Origin of the sequence: Xenorhabdus sp. PB61.4 (assembly GCF_963894935.1) — a bacterium.
GTDB classification, from domain to species: domain Bacteria; phylum Pseudomonadota; class Gammaproteobacteria; order Enterobacterales; family Enterobacteriaceae; genus Xenorhabdus; species Xenorhabdus stockiae.
On sequence record NZ_CAWQJR010000112.1, the window covers coordinates 83,683 to 101,573 of the forward strand.

The 17,891-nt window shown below is 42.1% G+C and carries 16 protein-coding genes; 2 read left to right on the forward strand and 14 right to left on the reverse strand.

The window, feature by feature from the left end; all coding sequences use genetic code 11:
• Nucleotides 1-42: 42 nt before the first annotated feature.
• The 12 genes from ubiB to otnK all read right to left on the reverse strand — a co-directional run bounded on the left by ubiB (nucleotide 43) and on the right by otnK (nucleotide 12,749).
• Nucleotides 43-1,671 (reverse strand): ubiquinone biosynthesis regulatory protein kinase UbiB, encoded by a 1,629-nt coding sequence (gene ubiB / locus AACX68_RS06720; RefSeq protein ID WP_228857837.1) that lies wholly within the window; start codon nucleotides 1,669-1,671, stop codon nucleotides 43-45.
• On the reverse strand, nucleotides 1,658-2,311 hold the full coding sequence (gene ubiJ / locus AACX68_RS06725; protein WP_228857838.1) for a ubiquinone biosynthesis protein UbiJ: 654 nt from the start codon (nucleotides 2,309-2,311) through the stop codon (nucleotides 1,658-1,660). Before ubiJ ends, ubiB begins: the two co-directional genes overlap by 14 nt.
• Nucleotide 2,312: 1 nt before the next feature.
• The gene (gene ubiE, locus AACX68_RS06730) at nucleotides 2,313-3,068 is read right to left on the reverse strand and encodes a bifunctional demethylmenaquinone methyltransferase/2-methoxy-6-polyprenyl-1,4-benzoquinol methylase UbiE (RefSeq protein ID WP_099111104.1); all 756 of its coding nucleotides are present in this window, start codon (nucleotides 3,066-3,068) and stop codon (nucleotides 2,313-2,315) included.
• Nucleotides 3,069-3,266: 198 nt separating this feature from the next.
• Nucleotides 3,267-4,649: a DNA recombination protein RmuC gene (gene rmuC, locus AACX68_RS06735; protein ID WP_228857839.1), complete on the reverse strand. Its 1,383-nt coding sequence runs from the start codon at nucleotides 4,647-4,649 to the stop codon at nucleotides 3,267-3,269.
• Between the two features lie 128 nt (nucleotides 4,650-4,777).
• Nucleotides 4,778-5,308, reverse strand: a complete 531-nt coding sequence (locus tag AACX68_RS06740; protein ID WP_228857840.1) for a DedA family protein — start codon at nucleotides 5,306-5,308, stop codon at nucleotides 4,778-4,780.
• Between the two features lie 98 nt (nucleotides 5,309-5,406).
• Nucleotides 5,407-6,219: a tyrosine-protein phosphatase gene (locus AACX68_RS06745; RefSeq protein WP_228857841.1), complete on the reverse strand. Its 813-nt coding sequence runs from the start codon at nucleotides 6,217-6,219 to the stop codon at nucleotides 5,407-5,409.
• Nucleotides 6,220-6,390: 171 nt separating this feature from the next.
• On the reverse strand, nucleotides 6,391-7,146 hold the full coding sequence (udp, locus tag AACX68_RS06750; protein WP_228857842.1) for a uridine phosphorylase: 756 nt from the start codon (nucleotides 7,144-7,146) through the stop codon (nucleotides 6,391-6,393).
• A gap of 249 nt (nucleotides 7,147-7,395) precedes the next feature.
• Nucleotides 7,396-8,775 (reverse strand): GntP family permease, encoded by a 1,380-nt coding sequence (locus AACX68_RS06755; RefSeq protein WP_228857843.1) that lies wholly within the window; start codon nucleotides 8,773-8,775, stop codon nucleotides 7,396-7,398.
• An 11-nt stretch (nucleotides 8,776-8,786) separates the two neighbouring features.
• Nucleotides 8,787-9,740: a D-erythronate dehydrogenase gene (gene denD / locus AACX68_RS06760; RefSeq protein ID WP_228857844.1), complete on the reverse strand. Its 954-nt coding sequence runs from the start codon at nucleotides 9,738-9,740 to the stop codon at nucleotides 8,787-8,789.
• 33 nt (nucleotides 9,741-9,773) lie between these two features.
• A complete protein-coding gene (locus AACX68_RS06765; protein ID WP_228857845.1) occupies nucleotides 9,774-10,541 on the reverse strand; it encodes a DeoR/GlpR family DNA-binding transcription regulator in 768 nt (255 codons plus the stop codon).
• A 34-nt stretch (nucleotides 10,542-10,575) separates the two neighbouring features.
• Entirely contained in the window at nucleotides 10,576-11,364 is a 789-nt protein-coding gene (gene otnI / locus AACX68_RS06770) for a 2-oxo-tetronate isomerase (RefSeq protein ID WP_228857846.1), read from the reverse strand.
• Nucleotides 11,365-11,459: 95 nt separating this feature from the next.
• On the reverse strand, nucleotides 11,460-12,749 hold the full coding sequence (otnK, locus tag AACX68_RS06775; RefSeq protein WP_228857847.1) for a 3-oxo-tetronate kinase: 1,290 nt from the start codon (nucleotides 12,747-12,749) through the stop codon (nucleotides 11,460-11,462).
• 555 nt (nucleotides 12,750-13,304) lie between these two features.
• Between otnK and AACX68_RS06780 the strand changes: the two genes are divergently transcribed.
• Nucleotides 13,305-13,697, forward strand: a complete 393-nt coding sequence (locus AACX68_RS06780) for a YidB family protein (protein WP_228857848.1) — start codon at nucleotides 13,305-13,307, stop codon at nucleotides 13,695-13,697.
• A gap of 65 nt (nucleotides 13,698-13,762) precedes the next feature.
• Here the strand turns inward: AACX68_RS06780 and metE are convergent, their stop codons facing one another.
• The gene (metE, locus tag AACX68_RS06785) at nucleotides 13,763-16,042 is read right to left on the reverse strand and encodes a 5-methyltetrahydropteroyltriglutamate--homocysteine S-methyltransferase (RefSeq protein WP_228857849.1); all 2,280 of its coding nucleotides are present in this window, start codon (nucleotides 16,040-16,042) and stop codon (nucleotides 13,763-13,765) included.
• 107 nt (nucleotides 16,043-16,149) lie between these two features.
• Here metE and metR point away from each other — a divergent pair, with 107 nt between their 5' ends.
• Nucleotides 16,150-17,106, forward strand: coding sequence for an HTH-type transcriptional regulator MetR (gene metR, locus AACX68_RS06790; protein ID WP_228857850.1), 957 nt, complete (start codon nucleotides 16,150-16,152; stop codon nucleotides 17,104-17,106).
• Here metR and AACX68_RS06795 read toward each other — a convergent pair.
• Nucleotides 16,991-17,890 (reverse strand): carboxylate/amino acid/amine transporter, encoded by a 900-nt coding sequence (locus AACX68_RS06795; RefSeq protein WP_228857851.1) that lies wholly within the window; start codon nucleotides 17,888-17,890, stop codon nucleotides 16,991-16,993. The genes metR and AACX68_RS06795 overlap by 116 nt on opposite strands.
• Nucleotide 17,891 lies beyond the last annotated feature (1 nt).

Consider the following 17,891-nt stretch of genomic DNA (forward strand, 5'->3'; position numbering starts at 1 on the left):
AATACCGCAACCATGCCAGAACGTAATCATGTCAAGAAGCCGCTATTTCAGCTTAAACCAGCCCAGTAGCCACGATACTATTCCTGCTCCAATTAACCCTGATGCCAGATGAACCAGATTAGAAATAAAAAACAAACCACCACAGATAAACAGTGTTGCACCAATCCCAAGTAAGTAAAGGGGTTTCTGCTGATTATGCCGTTGTTGTTTTAACTGTAGTGATATCTGATCAATGCTCGTTTGCAAACGTTTATGTTGTTGCAGTGTGCCATAAACCAATTCAGGCAGTTCCGGCAGTTTTTCCGCCCAATAGGGGGCTTTTTCTTTAAACGCTCGCATGATAGCCGGAATGCCAACCTGATCATGCAGCCAGTCTTCCAGAAATGGTTTTGCTGTTTTCCATAAATCGAGCTGTGGGTATAATTGCCGTCCCAAACCTTCAACATACAGTAGTGTCTTCTGCAACAAAACGAGCTGTGGTTGCACTGCCATATTAAAACGACGAGCAGTATTGAAAAGATTCAACAACACATGACCAAATGAAATATCTGCCAGTGGTTTTTCAAAAATAGGCTCACATACCGTTCTGATGGCAAACTCAAAATCTTCTACATTAGTGTCTGCCGGAACCCAGCCTGAATCCACATGCAACTCAGCAACTTTACGATAATCTCGATTAAAGAAAGCAATAAAGTTTTCAGCCAGATAGCGCTTATCGTCTTTATTCAGAGAGCCGACAATACCGTAATCAATGCCGATATAAGTAGGGTCTTCCGGGCGTTCACGGCTCACAAAGATATTGCCAGGATGCATATCGGCATGAAAAAAGCTGTCGCGGAATACCTGGGTAAAAAAGATTTGAACACCGCGTTCAGCAAGTAATTTCATATTGGTATTCTGTGCTTCTAATGCAGCGACATCGGATACAGGAATACCATAAATACGCTCCATCACCAGTACGTTTTCCCGACAATAATCAGGATAAACCTCCGGTACGTAAAGCATCGGACTCTTTTCAAAATTACGCCGCAGTTGAATAGCATTTGCAGCTTCCCGCAACAGGTTCAATTCATCAAGCAACGTTTTTTCGTATTCACGAACCACTTCAAGTGGGCGAAGACGACGGCCATCGGGTAATAAAGGAACCAGATTAGCTAAACGATACATTAACCGGACATCCGCCTTTATCACGGGCAGAATATCGGGGCGGATCACTTTAATGACAATATTTCTTCCGTTCTCTTTCAAACGCGCAGTATGTACCTGAGCAATGGAGGCAGAAGCCAGAGGTTGCTGCTCAAAATCTTCAAACCACGTTTCCAGAGCACCACCCAATGCGGTTTCAATGGATTGACGCGCAACAGCACCATCGAAGGAAACAACGCGATCCTGCAAGAGGGAAAGTTGATCAGCAATTTCAGGAGGAAAGAGATCACGGCGGGTAGATAGCATCTGACCAAGCTTAATCCATACCGGCCCAAGCTCCTGTAATGCCAGACGTAAGCGTTCTCCTAGTGGTTTATCCTTGTGTCGGTTAGGCAGCCAGAACAGGAAATAGCGCCCAAAACGCAATGGCCATGTCAGACGGATCTTTGGGATCAGCTCATCCAATCCATAGGTGAGGAAAACTTTAATGATAAAATAGAGGCGCTTTATTTCACTGGGCGTCATATTTTTTCTCCATCGCTGCCAGACGTTTTTCCATGTCAGACAGTTTATTGGCGACAGCATCAACTTCTTCGCTGAAATAAGCCAATTCCAAAGCGCCAGGTGTCATTTTCCACTCTTCAGTCAGTGATTCACTCAGGTAGTTTTTCTGCCTTGAGACAGTATTACAGGCAAACCGGATACTATTTTTCACTACCCGATTGAACCCTTCTGCCACAATATCGCCAACATAAGGTGAAAGGTAATGAGCCGGATCCCATTCCAGCATATCCAGCAGAGCCGACCACTGCTGAATAACCTGCATATCTCCCTCAATAATAATTTCACCGCTGTTAATCAACGATGAGAGGCATTGACGATCACGTAATTTAAGCAGGGCTGGTAATGTGGTTTTCATTGAACAATCAGCAGACTCTGACCACTGACTCAAAACATCGACCTGTTTTTCACTGAAAACCAGTATCAGCGGTATTTCAATTTCTTTCAGTTCGATGGAAAGCACTTTGCCCGCTAATCTGATACGGGCTGATTTCAATACCGTTTCTCGATACAACAGGTGATTCAGCGTTGTTTCCAGAAAGGCAGTTAAAACCGGAAACAGCACCGTAGAATTCACGCTATGGCTTAATGAGGGAGTTTCCATGTCAGAATTTAAACCCTTTATGCAGTGCAACGATTCCACCGGTCATATTGGAGTAGGAAACCAGATCAAAACCGGCAGTTTCCATCATACCTTTTAATGTTTCCTGATCAGGGTGCATACGAATAGATTCAGTCAGATAACGGTAGCTGTCTGCATCCTTAACAACCGCCTGACCAATTCGTGGCAGAATATGAAACGAATAGGTGTCATAAATCTTACTCAGAGGTGCCAGTATGGGTTTGGAGAATTCCAGTACCAGTAAACGCCCGCCCGGTTTGAGAACCCGGAACATTGAGCGCAAGGCTTTATCTTTATCGGTGACATTACGCAGGCCAAATGAAATGGTAATGCAGTCAAAATAGTTATCCGGGAATGGCAATTCTTCCGCATTCGCCTGAACATAGCTGACATTACCGACAATACCGTTATCACGCAATTTTTCCCGGCCAACTTTCAGCATGGAATCATTAATATCTGCCAGTACAACTTCGCCTTTCTCTCCAACAAGACGGGAGAATTTCGCTGTCAAATCCCCTGTTCCACCAGCCAGATCGAGAACTTTATGACCACGACGGACGCCACTTGCATCAATAGTGAAACGCTTCCAAATACGATGAATGCCAAATGACATCAAATCATTCATCAAATCATATTTTGCTGCAACGGAGTGGAATACTTCCGCCACCATATCTTTTTTTTCGTCTTTAGCTACGGTACGGAAACCAAAATGTGTGGTTTCTTTAGATTGATCTGGCATTTTCTTTGTCCGCTTTTCATTCAAAAAATTATAGCAAGTTTACCAGCCTTTCCGACAAAACCCTATCCGGAAAAATCTATTGGGTATGCTCATTGACCGGGAACGATTGGAAGGATTTATACATTTCGTCTTTCAAGTTGCCTCTTTGTTGGCTACGCTCACTCACCCCAGTCACCGTTTTTATAAACATAAGGTTATCTATGCTCCCGGGTATGAGTTCCCTTGCCGCCGCGACGCATCTTGAAATCCATTGTGTATATCAATAATCTGTGAATCAATAGGCCGTTTGATATCCACTCCTAAATCACGAAAACCTTCTGCCTGGCTAATGAGATTCCCCTTTCCTTCCGCCAGTTTTTTCATCGCGAGATGATAACTTGCCTGTGCTTTACTGAGGCTTTGCCCTAACCCCTGCATGTCATCCACAAATAAGCGCATTTTGTCATACATTCTGGCCGCTCTGTCCGCAATCAAACGTGCATTCTGGCTTTGATATTCATAGCGCCAGAGATTATTGATCGTGCGCACAGCCACTAATAGTGTTGACGGGCTGACCAGCATAATATTATGTTTCAGCGCCTCATCGAGTATTTCGGGAGCCTGATTAAGCGCAACCAGATAAGCAGCCTCAACCGGGATAAACATCAGGACATAATCCAACGACCGTAATCCCGGTAACTGCTGGTAATTTTTACGCCCTAGCCCCCGAATATGCCCTCTTATAGAGTTAATATGTTCCTGTAATGCCTGAACCTGCTCTGTTTCATTATCGCTATTGAAATAGCGCTCATAGGCGACCAGTGACATTTTGGCATCAATAATGACATCTTTTCTTTGCGGTAGATGCACAATAATGTCAGGTTGAAAGCGTTCGCTGTTGTCAGTTTTAATATTGACCTGTGTATGAAACTCATGCCCCTCACGTAAACCGGATGCTTCAAGAACCCGCGTTAGTATCATCTCACCCCAGTTACCCTGTATTTTATTATCTCCTTTCAGGGCTTTGGTCAGATTGATCGCTTCTTTTGCCATTTGAGCATTAAGCTGCTGAAGGTTACGGATTTCATGAGCTAACGTATGGCGTTCACGAGCCTCCTGCCCAAAGCTATCCTGCACCTGACGACGAAATCCTTCCAACTGTTCACGAAAAGGCATTAACAGATCATTGAGACTTTGGCGGCTATACTCATCAGTACGGCGGCGGTTTTGTTCAAAAATACGATTGGCGAGATTTTCAAATTGAGCATTCAGCCGCTGTTCACTATTGATCAAAAGACGCTGTTTTTCTTCAGCTGCCAGCTTGCTCTCTTCAAGGCGGGTACTCAATTCACGTAACTCTGCTTCCTGTATGCTGTTGATTTCACGCTGGGCAAGCAGCTCCTGATTGAGTTGTTCACACTCCGTACGCCAGTAATGAGACTGCTCCAGTCTTTCATTGCTGACAGCAAGCTGCCCGTGTAATTCTCGCAATTCCCCTTCTTTGTACTGAATACGCTGGTGAACAGAAAACCAAACGAAGATCCCCCCGCACAATAACCCACTTAAACCACCAATTAACACGTATAACCAATAGATATCCATCTATACACCCCACTCACATTACGCCAGCGTCTGTGCTCAATGACTGACCTTAATGTAAGTTAAATAGAGGCTGTATAGATGTCCAGATTGTTTACAGGATTTATTTCAGTTTGCAAAGCGGCTCGCAATTACCCCATCCACTCTGCAAGCCAACGTATACCGAAAGCACCCGGCGCTAAAATACCAAATGCCCAAATCAGCGCAGAAGCAAAGTTTGCTAATTGAAAATGACGTTGTGGCATAGCACAAATCCCAGCGACCAAAGGAATTGCGGCTCTTAATGGGCCAAAAAAACGACCAATAAAAACACCCCATATACCCCAACGCTCAAAGAATCGATGTCCGCGTACTAAGGTTTGTGGATGGCGGGAAAGAGGCCACATCTGGCCGACATTTTCCTTGTAATGATAACCAAATAGATAGGAAACCCAGTCACCAAAGAATGCGCCTGCTGCTGCTGCTATCCATATTGGCCAGAAATTTAATCCGCTTTCACCAATCAATGCCCCCAAGCCTAACAGGATGATCGTTGCAGGTAATAGCAGAGAAATAAATGCCAAGGATTCTCCAAAAGCGAGCAGGAAAATAATAGGAATTGCCCATGCTTCATGATTTTTTACAAAATTGATAATTACTTCAATGACTTCATGCAAGCTCACATTCGTTTTTCCTGTGTTAATCTTTATTAAATTTCAGGTTAGCAGCAAATCAATGAACTGATGCTAACCTTGCTTTTCTTTACGCTAACAAAATGGATTTACTCAAGAAAATAGCTCTGCAATTTTTCCCGGGCTGCCATATCAAGCCCAACGTCTTTTTCCAACCAAATATCCACACTGCCATAATGCTGATTGATACTATCCAGAGCTGTCATTAAAAACTCTTCTCTGACTGAAAATACATAAGACATTTTCTCAATCAAACTATCACTCATACTTTTTGCATATTCATTCAATAAATATTCCCGAAACGGTGTCAGAGTAATATTAGTTACCAGATAGTCTTCCATTACGGTATCCAGATCTGCCCCCAGAGCAAACAATACCAAAGCAGAACCAATTCCTGTTCTGTCTTTACCAACAGCACAATGCTGTACAATTCCGCCTTTTTCCGGCTGTAATAATAAGCTGGCTAATGTCTTATAAGCAGGGTTATTAATCGGTAACAATTGGTATAGCCGCAACATAAAATCTTTAGCATCAAACTGTTCCAGCGCCTCATGGCTTAGCTTATCGAAATTAGCATCAACCTCTTTGGAAAGAGGATTAGCCGGAGCATGATGATAGCTCGCACCACTCCATACTTGATCCGGCCTATCTATAATTTCACTGCTATCACGATAATCGATGATCTGGAACAGGTTCTGTTCAGCCAAGAAAGTTTGATCGTTATCAGTCAGCATATCCAGAGAGCCTGAACGAAATAACAGACCTGATTTAATCTTAGAACCATTACTTAGTGTTCTGTTACCTAAATCGCGGAAGTTAATACCGCCATTTAAAGGGAGTAATGAAGGATGAGATATAAATGTTGTGGTTGTGGTTGTGGTTGTGGTTGTGGTTGTGGTCATAATCACTCTTTTTTATTGAAATTAATGCACGATTGAGACAGTTTGTGGCTGAGACAAATCATCTTTAATACAAAATGTTATGACATTATCAGATTTCAGAATGAAAGGAAGTAAAGAAAACGGAAAATTCAGGTGATCGGGCCAGAGAATTCCGGCCCATAACTTCAACAATTACAACAGGCGGCGAGCCGCATCAACAACAATACTTAAGGCATTGCTTTCTGTTTTCTTCAGCAATTCAACATCAGGGATTTCCTGCTGGGTACGGTTAACAATCACACCTGCCACCATACCGGCACGCAATCCCTGGCTTACACACATTGTTAATAAAGTTGCTGATTCCATTTCAAAGTTCATGACGCCCATTTCCTGCCACTCTTTCATTGAACCCTGAAAACGACGGACAACGCGGCCAGAATAGGTATCATAGCGTTCCTGTCCCGGATAGAAAGTATCAGAGGAAGCTGTTACACCAACATGCGTTGTAGTACCTGATGCTTTCGCGGCAGCGTACAGTGCATTAGTACACTCAAAATCAGCCACTGCCGGAAACTCCATTGGAGCAAAATGCAGGCTGGCGCCATCTAAACGAACAGCCGCAGTGGTTACCAGCACATCACCGACCTTGATATTTTCCTGAATTGCCCCGGTTGTACCAATACGCAGGAATGTGCGCACACCCAATTGAGCCAGTTCTTCTACTGCAATTGACGTTGATGGGCCACCAATACCCGTCGAGCAGACAACAACGGATTTGCCGTCAATTTCAGCACGCCATGTTGTAAATTCACGATGGGAAGCCAGATGAACCGGGTTATCCATCAACCTTGCAATCTTCTCAACACGATCAGGATCGCCTGGAACAATAGCCAGAGTTGCACCCTGTAAGTCGTTTTTGGTAATACCTAAGTGAAATACATCAGACATATTGGCTCCTCAACGGGAATAATTCAAAATCCAAATAAAATGGAGATACCTAAATTTAGTGAATACTCTGACATTTTTTAATGATAAAAGTCACATTTAATTAAATTAAAAAAGAAACACATACATTAAAATGTGACATTAGTCACCATTTAATGTGTATAAGTAATACTGTGAGTATAAAACTGAAATAGAAACAATAGTCGAAGAGCAGTCACAAAAAAGCGCCCTTTTTGAGCGCCATTGGAACACTTACATGATGAAATTAAGGAGTAATATTCCACACAATCCGATTCCCCACGCAATGGTGGTCGGAATGGACCAAATGATTATCTGTTTTTTCACATCCTTTATCCCCATCATCCTATTCACGACCCAGAAAAAACAGTCATTAAAATAGCTGAAAAACAGTGTTCCCACCATTGCTGCCTGAGCAGCGACCAGCATATTAATATCTGGTATCTGTTTGATAACCGGAGCAGAAATAGATGCTGCGGTGATCATAGCAACAGTGCCTGAACCTTGAATAATGCGTATTAACGTGGCGATGATAAAAGGGATCAGAACAGGCGTGATAGGCAGACTGGCAACATATTGCGCCACTATTGTCCCGGTTGAACCCTCATTTAACACAGCGCCTAAGGCTCCTCCGGCTCCCGATACTAATAAAATGATCCCTACCGTCTGCAAACCAGTTTCTAAGTGTTCTATTACCTCATGTTTGCTGACATTTGGCATAAGTTTATAAATCGCCAGCAACACACTTATCGCCAGAGCAATAATCGGTGACCCCAGGAAATTAAAAACCTGAAAGTAAAGATAGTCACCCTTCCCTGCAAATAGTGCTGTCTTTAACAACAGTCCATTGATAACACTGGTAAAAATGAGAACGATAGGTACAACGATGGGTAAAAGGGAAATAAATAGACCCGGTAAAGGCTTACTGGCTTTTTCTTCCATATATTGCTGGTGAATTTCTTGCAGATTTCCTTCATCCTCCACAAGCAGGTATTCAGGGTATTTAGTCTCCAGCCATTTAGCATAACAAGTGATGCCAATAACACATGGGATTGCCAGTATCATCCCCACCAGCATAACCTTACCGACACTTACCCCAAATATTCCAGCCACACCAAGCGGCCCCGGCGTTGGTGGAACGATATGGTGAGTCACCACTAACCCACCGGCCAGGGCTACACCCAACGTTAATACATTCCGTTTACCTTTCTTCGCTAACGCTTTTACCAGCGGATAAAGGATGATAAAAGCCGAATTAACAAATATAGGAATACTGACAATATAGCCGGTGATTGCGAGCGCCCACTCTTCGCGCCTTTTACCCAGCCATTTAATCAGACTATAGGCAATTTGCTCCGTTGCACCAGAGGCTTCCAATATCCGCCCCATCATGCTTCCCAGCCCAATCACAATACCAATGTTACCTAGTGTCGTACCAAACCCTTTAGCAATAACATCAACAACATGACCCATACTCAGGCCACCAGATATTCCTGCAATAACTGCAGCAATTAACATAGCAACAAGCACATGAATACGAGTACGTAAAACCAGAAAAATCAGCGAAAATACCGCCACTCCCAATCCAATAACTGGAATATAAAAATCAACCATAAAACCCCGTTTCAATCTGTATTATTGGCGAGAAAGGTGTGAATGATATCTCGAATAGAGCGATCAACACTAAACCCTAAAGCTAAACTACGACTGACATTAAAATTTCCCGGCCAATTTGACACTATCCGATTAATTTTTTCATCCTGTTCAAAACGAATCAGCTCTCCTGCTTTTTGGCCTACTATCTCTTCCAAAGCATCAATCATTTCCTGAACAGTAGTACTAATACCAGGTAAGTTTATAATACGAGAAAAAGTGAATTGTTCTGCTGTCATTTGAGCTGCATGAATCAGGTTACAAATAACTGTTTCAGGACTAGAGATCCATAATGCAAGGTGACGAGAAACAGGACAGATACAACTTTCTCCATTCAATGGCTCTCGAATGATATCACTAACAAACGAAGAGGCTGCTTTGTTTGGTTTTCCTGCACGAACACTAATAGTTGGCAAACGGAGAATTCGTCCATCAACATACCCTCTACGAGAATAATCATTAATCATCAGTTCGCACATCGCTTTTTGTGTACCATATGATGACTGAGGATTAACAACATAATTATCTGTTACTATTTCAGGTAATTTCCCACCAAATACTGCCAGTGAACTACTAAAAATAAATTTCAGTGCAGGCTTTTTATTACGAGCAACTTCTAATAGGCTACTTGTGACATGAAAGTTAACATTCATTCCTAGATCAAATTCTTGTTCAGCATGGCTGCTGACAATAGCTGCCAGATGAAACAAAATATCACTTTCTTCATCAATTAATTTTTCAACTGCATCAACTTGTGTTAAATCTACAGCCAAACATTGTACTCTTGGATCATCTATCGGAGAGGTCGGACAGTGAATATCAGTCAATATCAACTGATTAAAATTCAATTTATGCCTATTTTTAATTAAGGCAAAAGCTAGTCGCTGCCCCAGAAATCCTGCCCCACCGGTAATAATAACTTTCATCTAAAACTCCCTTTTAAGATTTTTTATAATTTATCACATACTGACAATATGCAATTTCAGTCCACTTTCCTGCAATTTTTTCTGTTCCGATATCGGTAGTTGTTCATCACATACAATATCGTTTAAATTTGATAATGGACAAATATTAAACATGCCATACTTACCATATTTACTACTATCTGAAATCAATATTTTTCTACGAGAAATTTCCAATATTGTCTGTTTTACAAAAACTTTTTCTTCATGCGGTGTGGAAATTCCATGTTTAATATCCCACGAACTGGTACTTATAAATGCAATATCTATATTCAAAGTACGTAATACCATAGCTGCGGTATTCCCAACGCAGGAGTAATTACGTTTATCTACTTGTCCACCTGTATGAAATAAATTCAACTGAGGTTTATTCATCAAATATTGAGTTATTGAAAAATCATTAGTAACAATCGTTAAATTGAAACGCTCTGCTAATACTTGAGCAATCTCAAAAGTTGTGGTTCCCGCATCTAAATAAACTACTTGACCATCTTTAACCAATGAAGCGGCATATTTCCCAAGTAAACGTTTGTGAGTATAGTTAATACGTGCTTTTTCACTCCAGGGTAATTCCTGCCTTAAAGAATCACTTAATTGGACTCCTCCAGAAATACTAATAACCTTCCCTTCATCCTCCAAAATACGAATGTCTCGCCTTATAGTCATGTGTGAAACATTCAATAATTCAACAAGAATGGCGATAGAAACTGTTCGATTCTCATGTAAATGACGATAAATAAAATCTCTACGCTCTATAGGGCTCATTAATTCTCCTATTAATAACTACATTACTCGCCCATCATGATAATGATTGTGCTTTTACCAACCATCCAAGCCCCTCTTCAGTATTCCCTACGGGATGATACTCACACCCAAACCATCCTTGGTAACCCATTTCATTCAATTTTTTTAATAACCAAAAATAATTAATTTCACCGATATCAGGCTCATTACGTCCTGGGACTGAAGCAATTTGAATATGTTTAAACTTTCCCCATAAGCGCTCTATCGTTCTAAATAAGTCTCCCTCCATAATCTGACAGTGGTAAAGATCCAACTGAATAAAAACATTTTTACGTCCAATAGCCTTCAACAACATTTCTGCTTGTTTCTGTGTTGTCAAAAAATAATCAGGTATATCTCTCGTATTTATCGGCTCAATTAGAACATTAACACCATATTCATGCATAACATCCGCTGCATACTGGATATTTTTGATATAACATTCATATTGTTGTTTCAGATTAAATTTACTATCTAACTTACCAGCCATTGCATGAACCTGCTTACAGTTCAACGCTAAAGCATATTTCAAAGCTTCATACGTACCAAAAGCAAATTCTTTTTCCCGCCCGGGTAAACAAGCAATTCCCCGATCACCAGCTTCCCAAGCTCCCGCAGGCATATTAAACAGCACCTGCGTCAGTTGATATTTATTTAATAATGCAGAAAGCTCTTCTGATGATGCATAATAATAAGGGAATAAATACTCCACTCCTTTGAAACCTGAGGCTGATGCTTTTGCAAAACGTTCCATGAAAGGAACCTCATTAAACATCATGCTCAAATTCGCTGAAAATTTAGCCACAACCAGTCCTTACCTTACTCTTAGCAACAAAGCAACAAAGCAACAAAGCAACAAGATTTAATCTGCTTCATCAACTAATTATCTCTTAATCCATGCTACAACTCCTGAGCACGTTTAAAAAAATCTATTGCTCCAAAATTTCCTGATTTAAGCACTAACCAACAATTACTCTGCTCGTCATGCACCCAAGGAACTCCTGGTGCAATAGTTGCCTCAATACTGAGCTGATGAATCCCCAATTTTTTTACAACTTGGCCTGAAGTTTCTCCACCCGCAATAATAAAAGTATTAAACCCCTGACATATCAATTCACTGGATACCTGAGCGAAAATCCGCTCCACAGCATTACTAGATTGTATAACGCCATGTTTATTCTGAATTTCTCTTAAAATATCAGTCGATTGTGTAGAATATAACATTGGTGCCAGACTCTGTTTCTGATGTCGAATAACCCAATTAACCAAATAACTAGAATATTCAGGATTGTTCATACACTCTTCCACATCTAACACAATGGCCGGCGCAAACTTTTTATATTCCATCACTTGCTGATATGTTACAGCAGAGCAACTTCCTGAAAGGATAACAGCCTTCCTCCCTATAACTGGTGGAGTTTTACCCATTCCCATTGAGGATTTTGATAAACCATACTCAGAATAAAGAATTAACCCAGTATGGTAGCTAGCAAGAGCGGCACCTAACCCTGAACCACCAGTTACAAGAGTCATCTCCGACACGGCTTCAGCAATTGGCATCAAATCTTCCATCATCATTGCATCCACTATCGCATATCTGATTCCATTACAACGTAATATAGTCAAGTAATTTCGAATAGATAATCCTCCCTGACGTACACAGTTGAGATCAACTAATCCTGCCATCCCTTTAGATTGTTGTTCGATTAATCTCAACAAATTCGCATCTTTCATAGGAGTAACAGGGTGATATTGCATACCACTTTCATTTAGTAGTTGGCCATTAACAAATAAATGCCCGTGTACTACAGTTCTGCCATTAATAGGGATAGCAGGGCAAATCAAACTTAAATCGAGCTGGAGTTCATCCATTAAAGCGTCTATAACCGGGCCAATATTTCCTTTTGGGGTAGAATCAAAAGTTGAACAATATTTGAAGAAGAATCGCCGACAATTTGCTCTATCTCGTAACCATCGACAAGACTTTAATGAATTATGAATAGCTTCCTCAGTAGAACAGGAGCGACTTTTCAAACCAATCACAACCACATCTACATCATAAGGGATAAGAGTATTCTCATTCGGCACCCCTAATAACTGACTAACTTTCCAACCATTTTGTACCATAAAACTGGCAATATCAGTTGCTCCAGTAAAATCATCAGCAATCACTCCCAATTTAATAGCCATCATTCTTCTCGGGCAAAGTTATCCCATTGATTATATTAATATCAGTTTAAGTTAAATTTATTATAATTAACTCATCTCTTACTATTTTCAACTATCTCTCAATGCTTCTTCTGTTTCTATTCCTATCGTTCCAAGTCTTATAATAGCTATTTTTATATTGACTATTCTTAAGGAATTCCCTGGTGCTGTTATTATTCTTTATTTTTATATGGTTACATAGGTAATTTCACAAAAAAACGACAAAAATCACATTAAAGGTTAATTTCCAAGTAAGAAACATTCAATTAACACACTGAATATAAAAGAATTATTTTTATTCAAAAGAAAAAATATTTCACACTATAGTGTGATTAACATAAACCAAAAATCTAGATAATCTAATATTACTTTTATCCCAAACAAACCGGATTAAAAATCCTGTGCTACTTTAATAATTAAATCTTGAATTATCCTTTTCTTTATAACATTTATATTAATTCATTCCTGTAAAAACACAAAAATTAGTGTTTTATATCGATTGAGCTAGTAAAACCTCAACAAAGGAGGGAAATTACGATGAGCTTTTTTGATCAAATTTCAAATATGATGAGTCGGGGTAAGAGCCAACAAATTCAGCACATCATGGACTGGGTTGAAGGTCAGGGGGGAATAAGTGGGTTAGTTGAGCAGTTTTCCCGGCAAGGGTTGGATGGCACAATTCATTCGTGGATTGGTACGGGGGAAAATACGCCTATTCATGCTGATCAGGTTTCCTCTATTTTTGGCCCTTCCACAATCCAGACATTAGCAGAAAAAATGGGTATCGACCCCAGTGAAGCCTCATCGCTCATTTCACAACATCTGCCTAATCTTATTGATAAGGTTACACCAAATGGTGAAGTACCTGAAAATCTGGATCTAAAATCAGTAGGGATGAATTTATTGAAAGATAAATTACTGACTAAATAAATTAACCTGCCCGCCATATTTATCTTTTCCTATGGTGGGCAGGTTAACGTCTTACTTAAATGAACTTAGCTGTTAACTGAATCACGCAGACGTTTTGCGGCTTCAACCATATTCGCCAATGACTGGCGGGTTTCTGCCCAGCCCCGGGTTTTCAGGCCACAATCAGGGTTAACCCATAAACGTTCAACCGGAATGCGTTCAGCCGCTTTACGCAACAGGGCTTCAATCCACTCAACACTCGGCACATTCGGTGAGTGAATGTCATACACACCAGGCCCGATTTCATTCGGATATGAGAAGTCTTCGAACGAATCCAGCAGTTCCATATCTGAGCGGGATGTTTCAATGGTGATAACATCCGCATCCAGTGCTGCAATGGAAGGCATGATGTCATTGAACTCGCAATAACACATATGGGTATGGATCTGAGTCTCGTCTTCCGCAATGGCTGCACTTAGTTTAAAGGCATCCACTGCCCAATCCAGATATGCCTGCCACTCTTCGCGGCGCAGCGGCAAGCCTTCGCGCAGTGCTGGTTCATCAATCTGGATAATGCCAATACCCGCTTTCTGCAAATCATCCACTTCATCACGCAGAGCCAGTGCAATCTGCTTGGCAATCGTTTCCCGGCTGATATCTTCCCTTGGGAATGACCAGCAAAGAATCGTTACCGGCCCGGTTAACATGCCTTTTACTGGCTTATCTGTCAGGGATTGAGCATAGGTTGCCCAATCAACGGTAATCGCTTCTGGACGACTGATGTCTCCGATAATGACCGGTGGTTTAACACAGCGGGAACCATAACTTTGTACCCAGCCGTTTTGTGTAAAGACGTAACCGTCAAAATGTTCACCGAAATATTCCACCATGTCATTGCGTTCAGCTTCACCATGTACCAGCACATCTAATCCCAGCCGTTCCTGCTCAGTGATCGCCTGTTTAATATGCTCACTGATATTGGTGCGGTAATGATTGCCATCAACGCGACCTTTCTTGAAATCCAGTCGTAAACCGCGGATCTCTGTTGTCTGAGGGAAAGAACCTATCGTTGTTGTCGGCCACAAAGGGAGTTTATAACGTTGACGTTGGAGTCTGGCGCGCTCCTCATAAACTTGATTACGTTCGCTGTCCTGCGGACGGATCTTGTTAAGGCGCTCGGCTACAGCCGGATTATTCACACGGGCGGAGCTGCGGCGGGCACGAATTGGCGCGCTGTAATCATCCAGCTCGGACTGTCTGCTGCCTTGTGGAGCATTCAATGCCTGAGATAACAGAGAAAGTTCCGCACATTTCTGTAGTGCAAAGGCAAACCAGCTCTTAACTTCTTCATCCAGCCCTGTTTCATCATTCAGATCAATCGGGCTGTGTAATAATGAGCAAGAACTACCGACCCAAATATCTCGTTTACCCAGTAAAGGCGCGACAAGTTCATATTTTGCACTCAGATCTGCCCGCCAGACATTACGTCCGTTAACAACCCCTAACGATAACAATAATGTTTCAGGTAAAGATTTATGCAGTTCATCCAGTGAGTCCTGCCCTGCAACTAAATCAACATGTAAACCCTGTACCGGCAGTGACTTAATGGTCGCCAGATTATGACTAATACTATCAAAGTAGGTTGTCAGCAATAACTTAACCTGACCCTGAAGTGCCTGATAAGCAGGCTGAAATGCTGCCAACCACTCTTCTGGCAGTTCCAGCACCAATGCAGGCTCATCTATCTGTACCCATTCGATGCCACGTTTTGCCAGTTCACCCAGCACCTGTTGATATACGGGCAGGATATCCGCCAATAAAGAGAGGCGTTCAAAGGCTTTGCCTTTTACCTTTCCAAGCCATAAATAAGTCACCGGCCCCAGTAACACAGGTTTTACGTTATGTCCCAGTGCTAGCGCTTCATCGACTTCATCCAGCAGTTGAGTCCATCCTAATTTAAATTCTTGCCCTTCCTGAAACTCAGGAACAATGTAATGGTAGTTAGTGTTAAACCACTTGGTCATTTCTGACGCAGCAGCCGGAGTACCTGTCGGTGCCCGACCACGGGCAATGCGGAATAGTGTATCTAAATCAATACTTCCATCTTCATTTTGATGACGGGGAGGAACGTTCCCCAACAGCAGAGTGGTCGTCAATACTTGGTCATACCAAGCGAAATCACCGACAGGAATTAAATCTACTCCTGCTTCTTTTTGCTGTTGCCAGTGACGTGCTCGTAATTCACGGCCTGTTTCTAGCAATTCTTGTTGAGAAATTTTACCTGCCCAATAGCTTTCTTGTGCTTTTTTTAGCTCTCTTTTCAAGCCGATACGTGGAAAACCTAATGTATGATTTAAAACTGTCATGTCGTCACCCGCAAATTTTAGCCGTCTAGATGTTTACACTTCTATGATCAACAGGTAAGGTATAAACCACAAGCGCAAATTATTCATCATCAACTTGAAGGTTTTTCATGATCGAAATTAAACACTTAAAAACATTGCAAGCATTAAATCTCTGTGGCTCATTGGCAGCTGCTGCGAATCACTTGCATCAAACTCAATCAGCTCTTTCACATCAATTCAGTGAATTAGAGCATCGTCTGGGATACAAACTTTTCATTCGTAAAAGTCAGCCGCTGCAACTTACACATCAGGGAGAAGTGCTACTGAAGCTGGCTGAGCAGATTTTACCGATGATCAAAGCATCTCTGAGTGAGTGTAATGAGCCGGAAGAAACTAACCTACGCATTGCGATTGAATGTCATAGCTGTATTCAGTGGCTCACGCCTGCATTAAAGCTTTTCCGGGAAAGCTGGCCGCTGGTTAATGTGGATTTCAAATCCGGGGTGACATTTGATCCACAACCGGCCCTGCAACAAAAGGAGCTGGATATTGTACTGACATCCGATATTCTTTCGGACAGCGATCTCCACTATACGCCGCTGTTTGATTATGAGGTAAAGTTGGTGGTGGCCCCGGATCATCCATTAGCCAATCAGCGGGATATCCAGCCACAAGATCTCGCACCTGAGACGTTACTGATTTATCCTGTTCAACGACAACGTTTTGATATTTGGAGACGTTTTCTCCAGCCAGCCGAAGTAACTCCCACCCTGAAAACCGTTGATAACACTTTATTACTGATCCAAATGGTGGCAGCCCGCTTAGGTATTGCAGCATTGCCTCACTGGGCAGTAGAAACATTTGAAAGACAGGGTTTAGTTGTCACGCAAACGCTGGGAGAGGGATTATGGAGCCGGTTGTACGCTGCCTGCCGTAAAGGAGAGCAACACCAACCGGCTATTGATACATTTATTCGTTCTGCGCGCCAGCACGCGGTGGATAGTCTGCCTTTTGTAAAACGGGTTTCAATATCCAGCGGTGATGCACCCAAAGCGATGCAACAATCAGGCTGCCTCCAATGCTAAAGCTCAGCCAATCCGGATGCTGCTGCCAAATGACAAAGTTAACCAGTAACCCAGCCGGAACCAGCATATTATTCATAATTGCGAGTGTTCCGGTATCAACCTGAGTTGCGCCATAGTTCCACATAAAATAGCCAATACCGGAGGCTCCTGCGCCTAACCAGATCAGAACCCACCACTGTAATTGCGTTGTCGGCAGCTTCTGTGGGTTACCAAAGATTAACCATCCGATAATTGCAACAACACAGGCACCTAAATAGAACCACGAAATAGCCACCCGCTGTGGGATCGGATGCTTCTCCATCAAACGCTTATAACCAACCTGACCAATGGCAAAGAAAATATTTGCCAGTTGCACCAGAATCAAGCCAATCCAAAAAGATTCACTGAGCCGGTCATAACGGATAATCGCAGCTCCGGCAACAGCCAGCAGCGAACTGAGTGCATATCCCCAACGCAGCCTCTGACGCTTCAGTAAATCGTAGATCAGTGTGACATACAGCGGTGTCATGACAGTAAAAAGCAGAAACTCTGCCACTGTCAGATAGTGGTACGCATGAAATACAAACAAGTACATCACACCCAGTTGGCAAGCGCCCACTGCCATATACAACGAAATCACTTTCAGCGATAACCCACGCCAGCGCAGGAATGGCAGGAATACCAGAGCAGCGAGTGCTACTCTGATGAGTACAGAAAACCAGCTATCAACCTGACCGGCAAGATAAGCACCGATCAGGCTGAATGAGGCGGCCCACAAAAATGTTGTGATTGTTAATAGCCACATA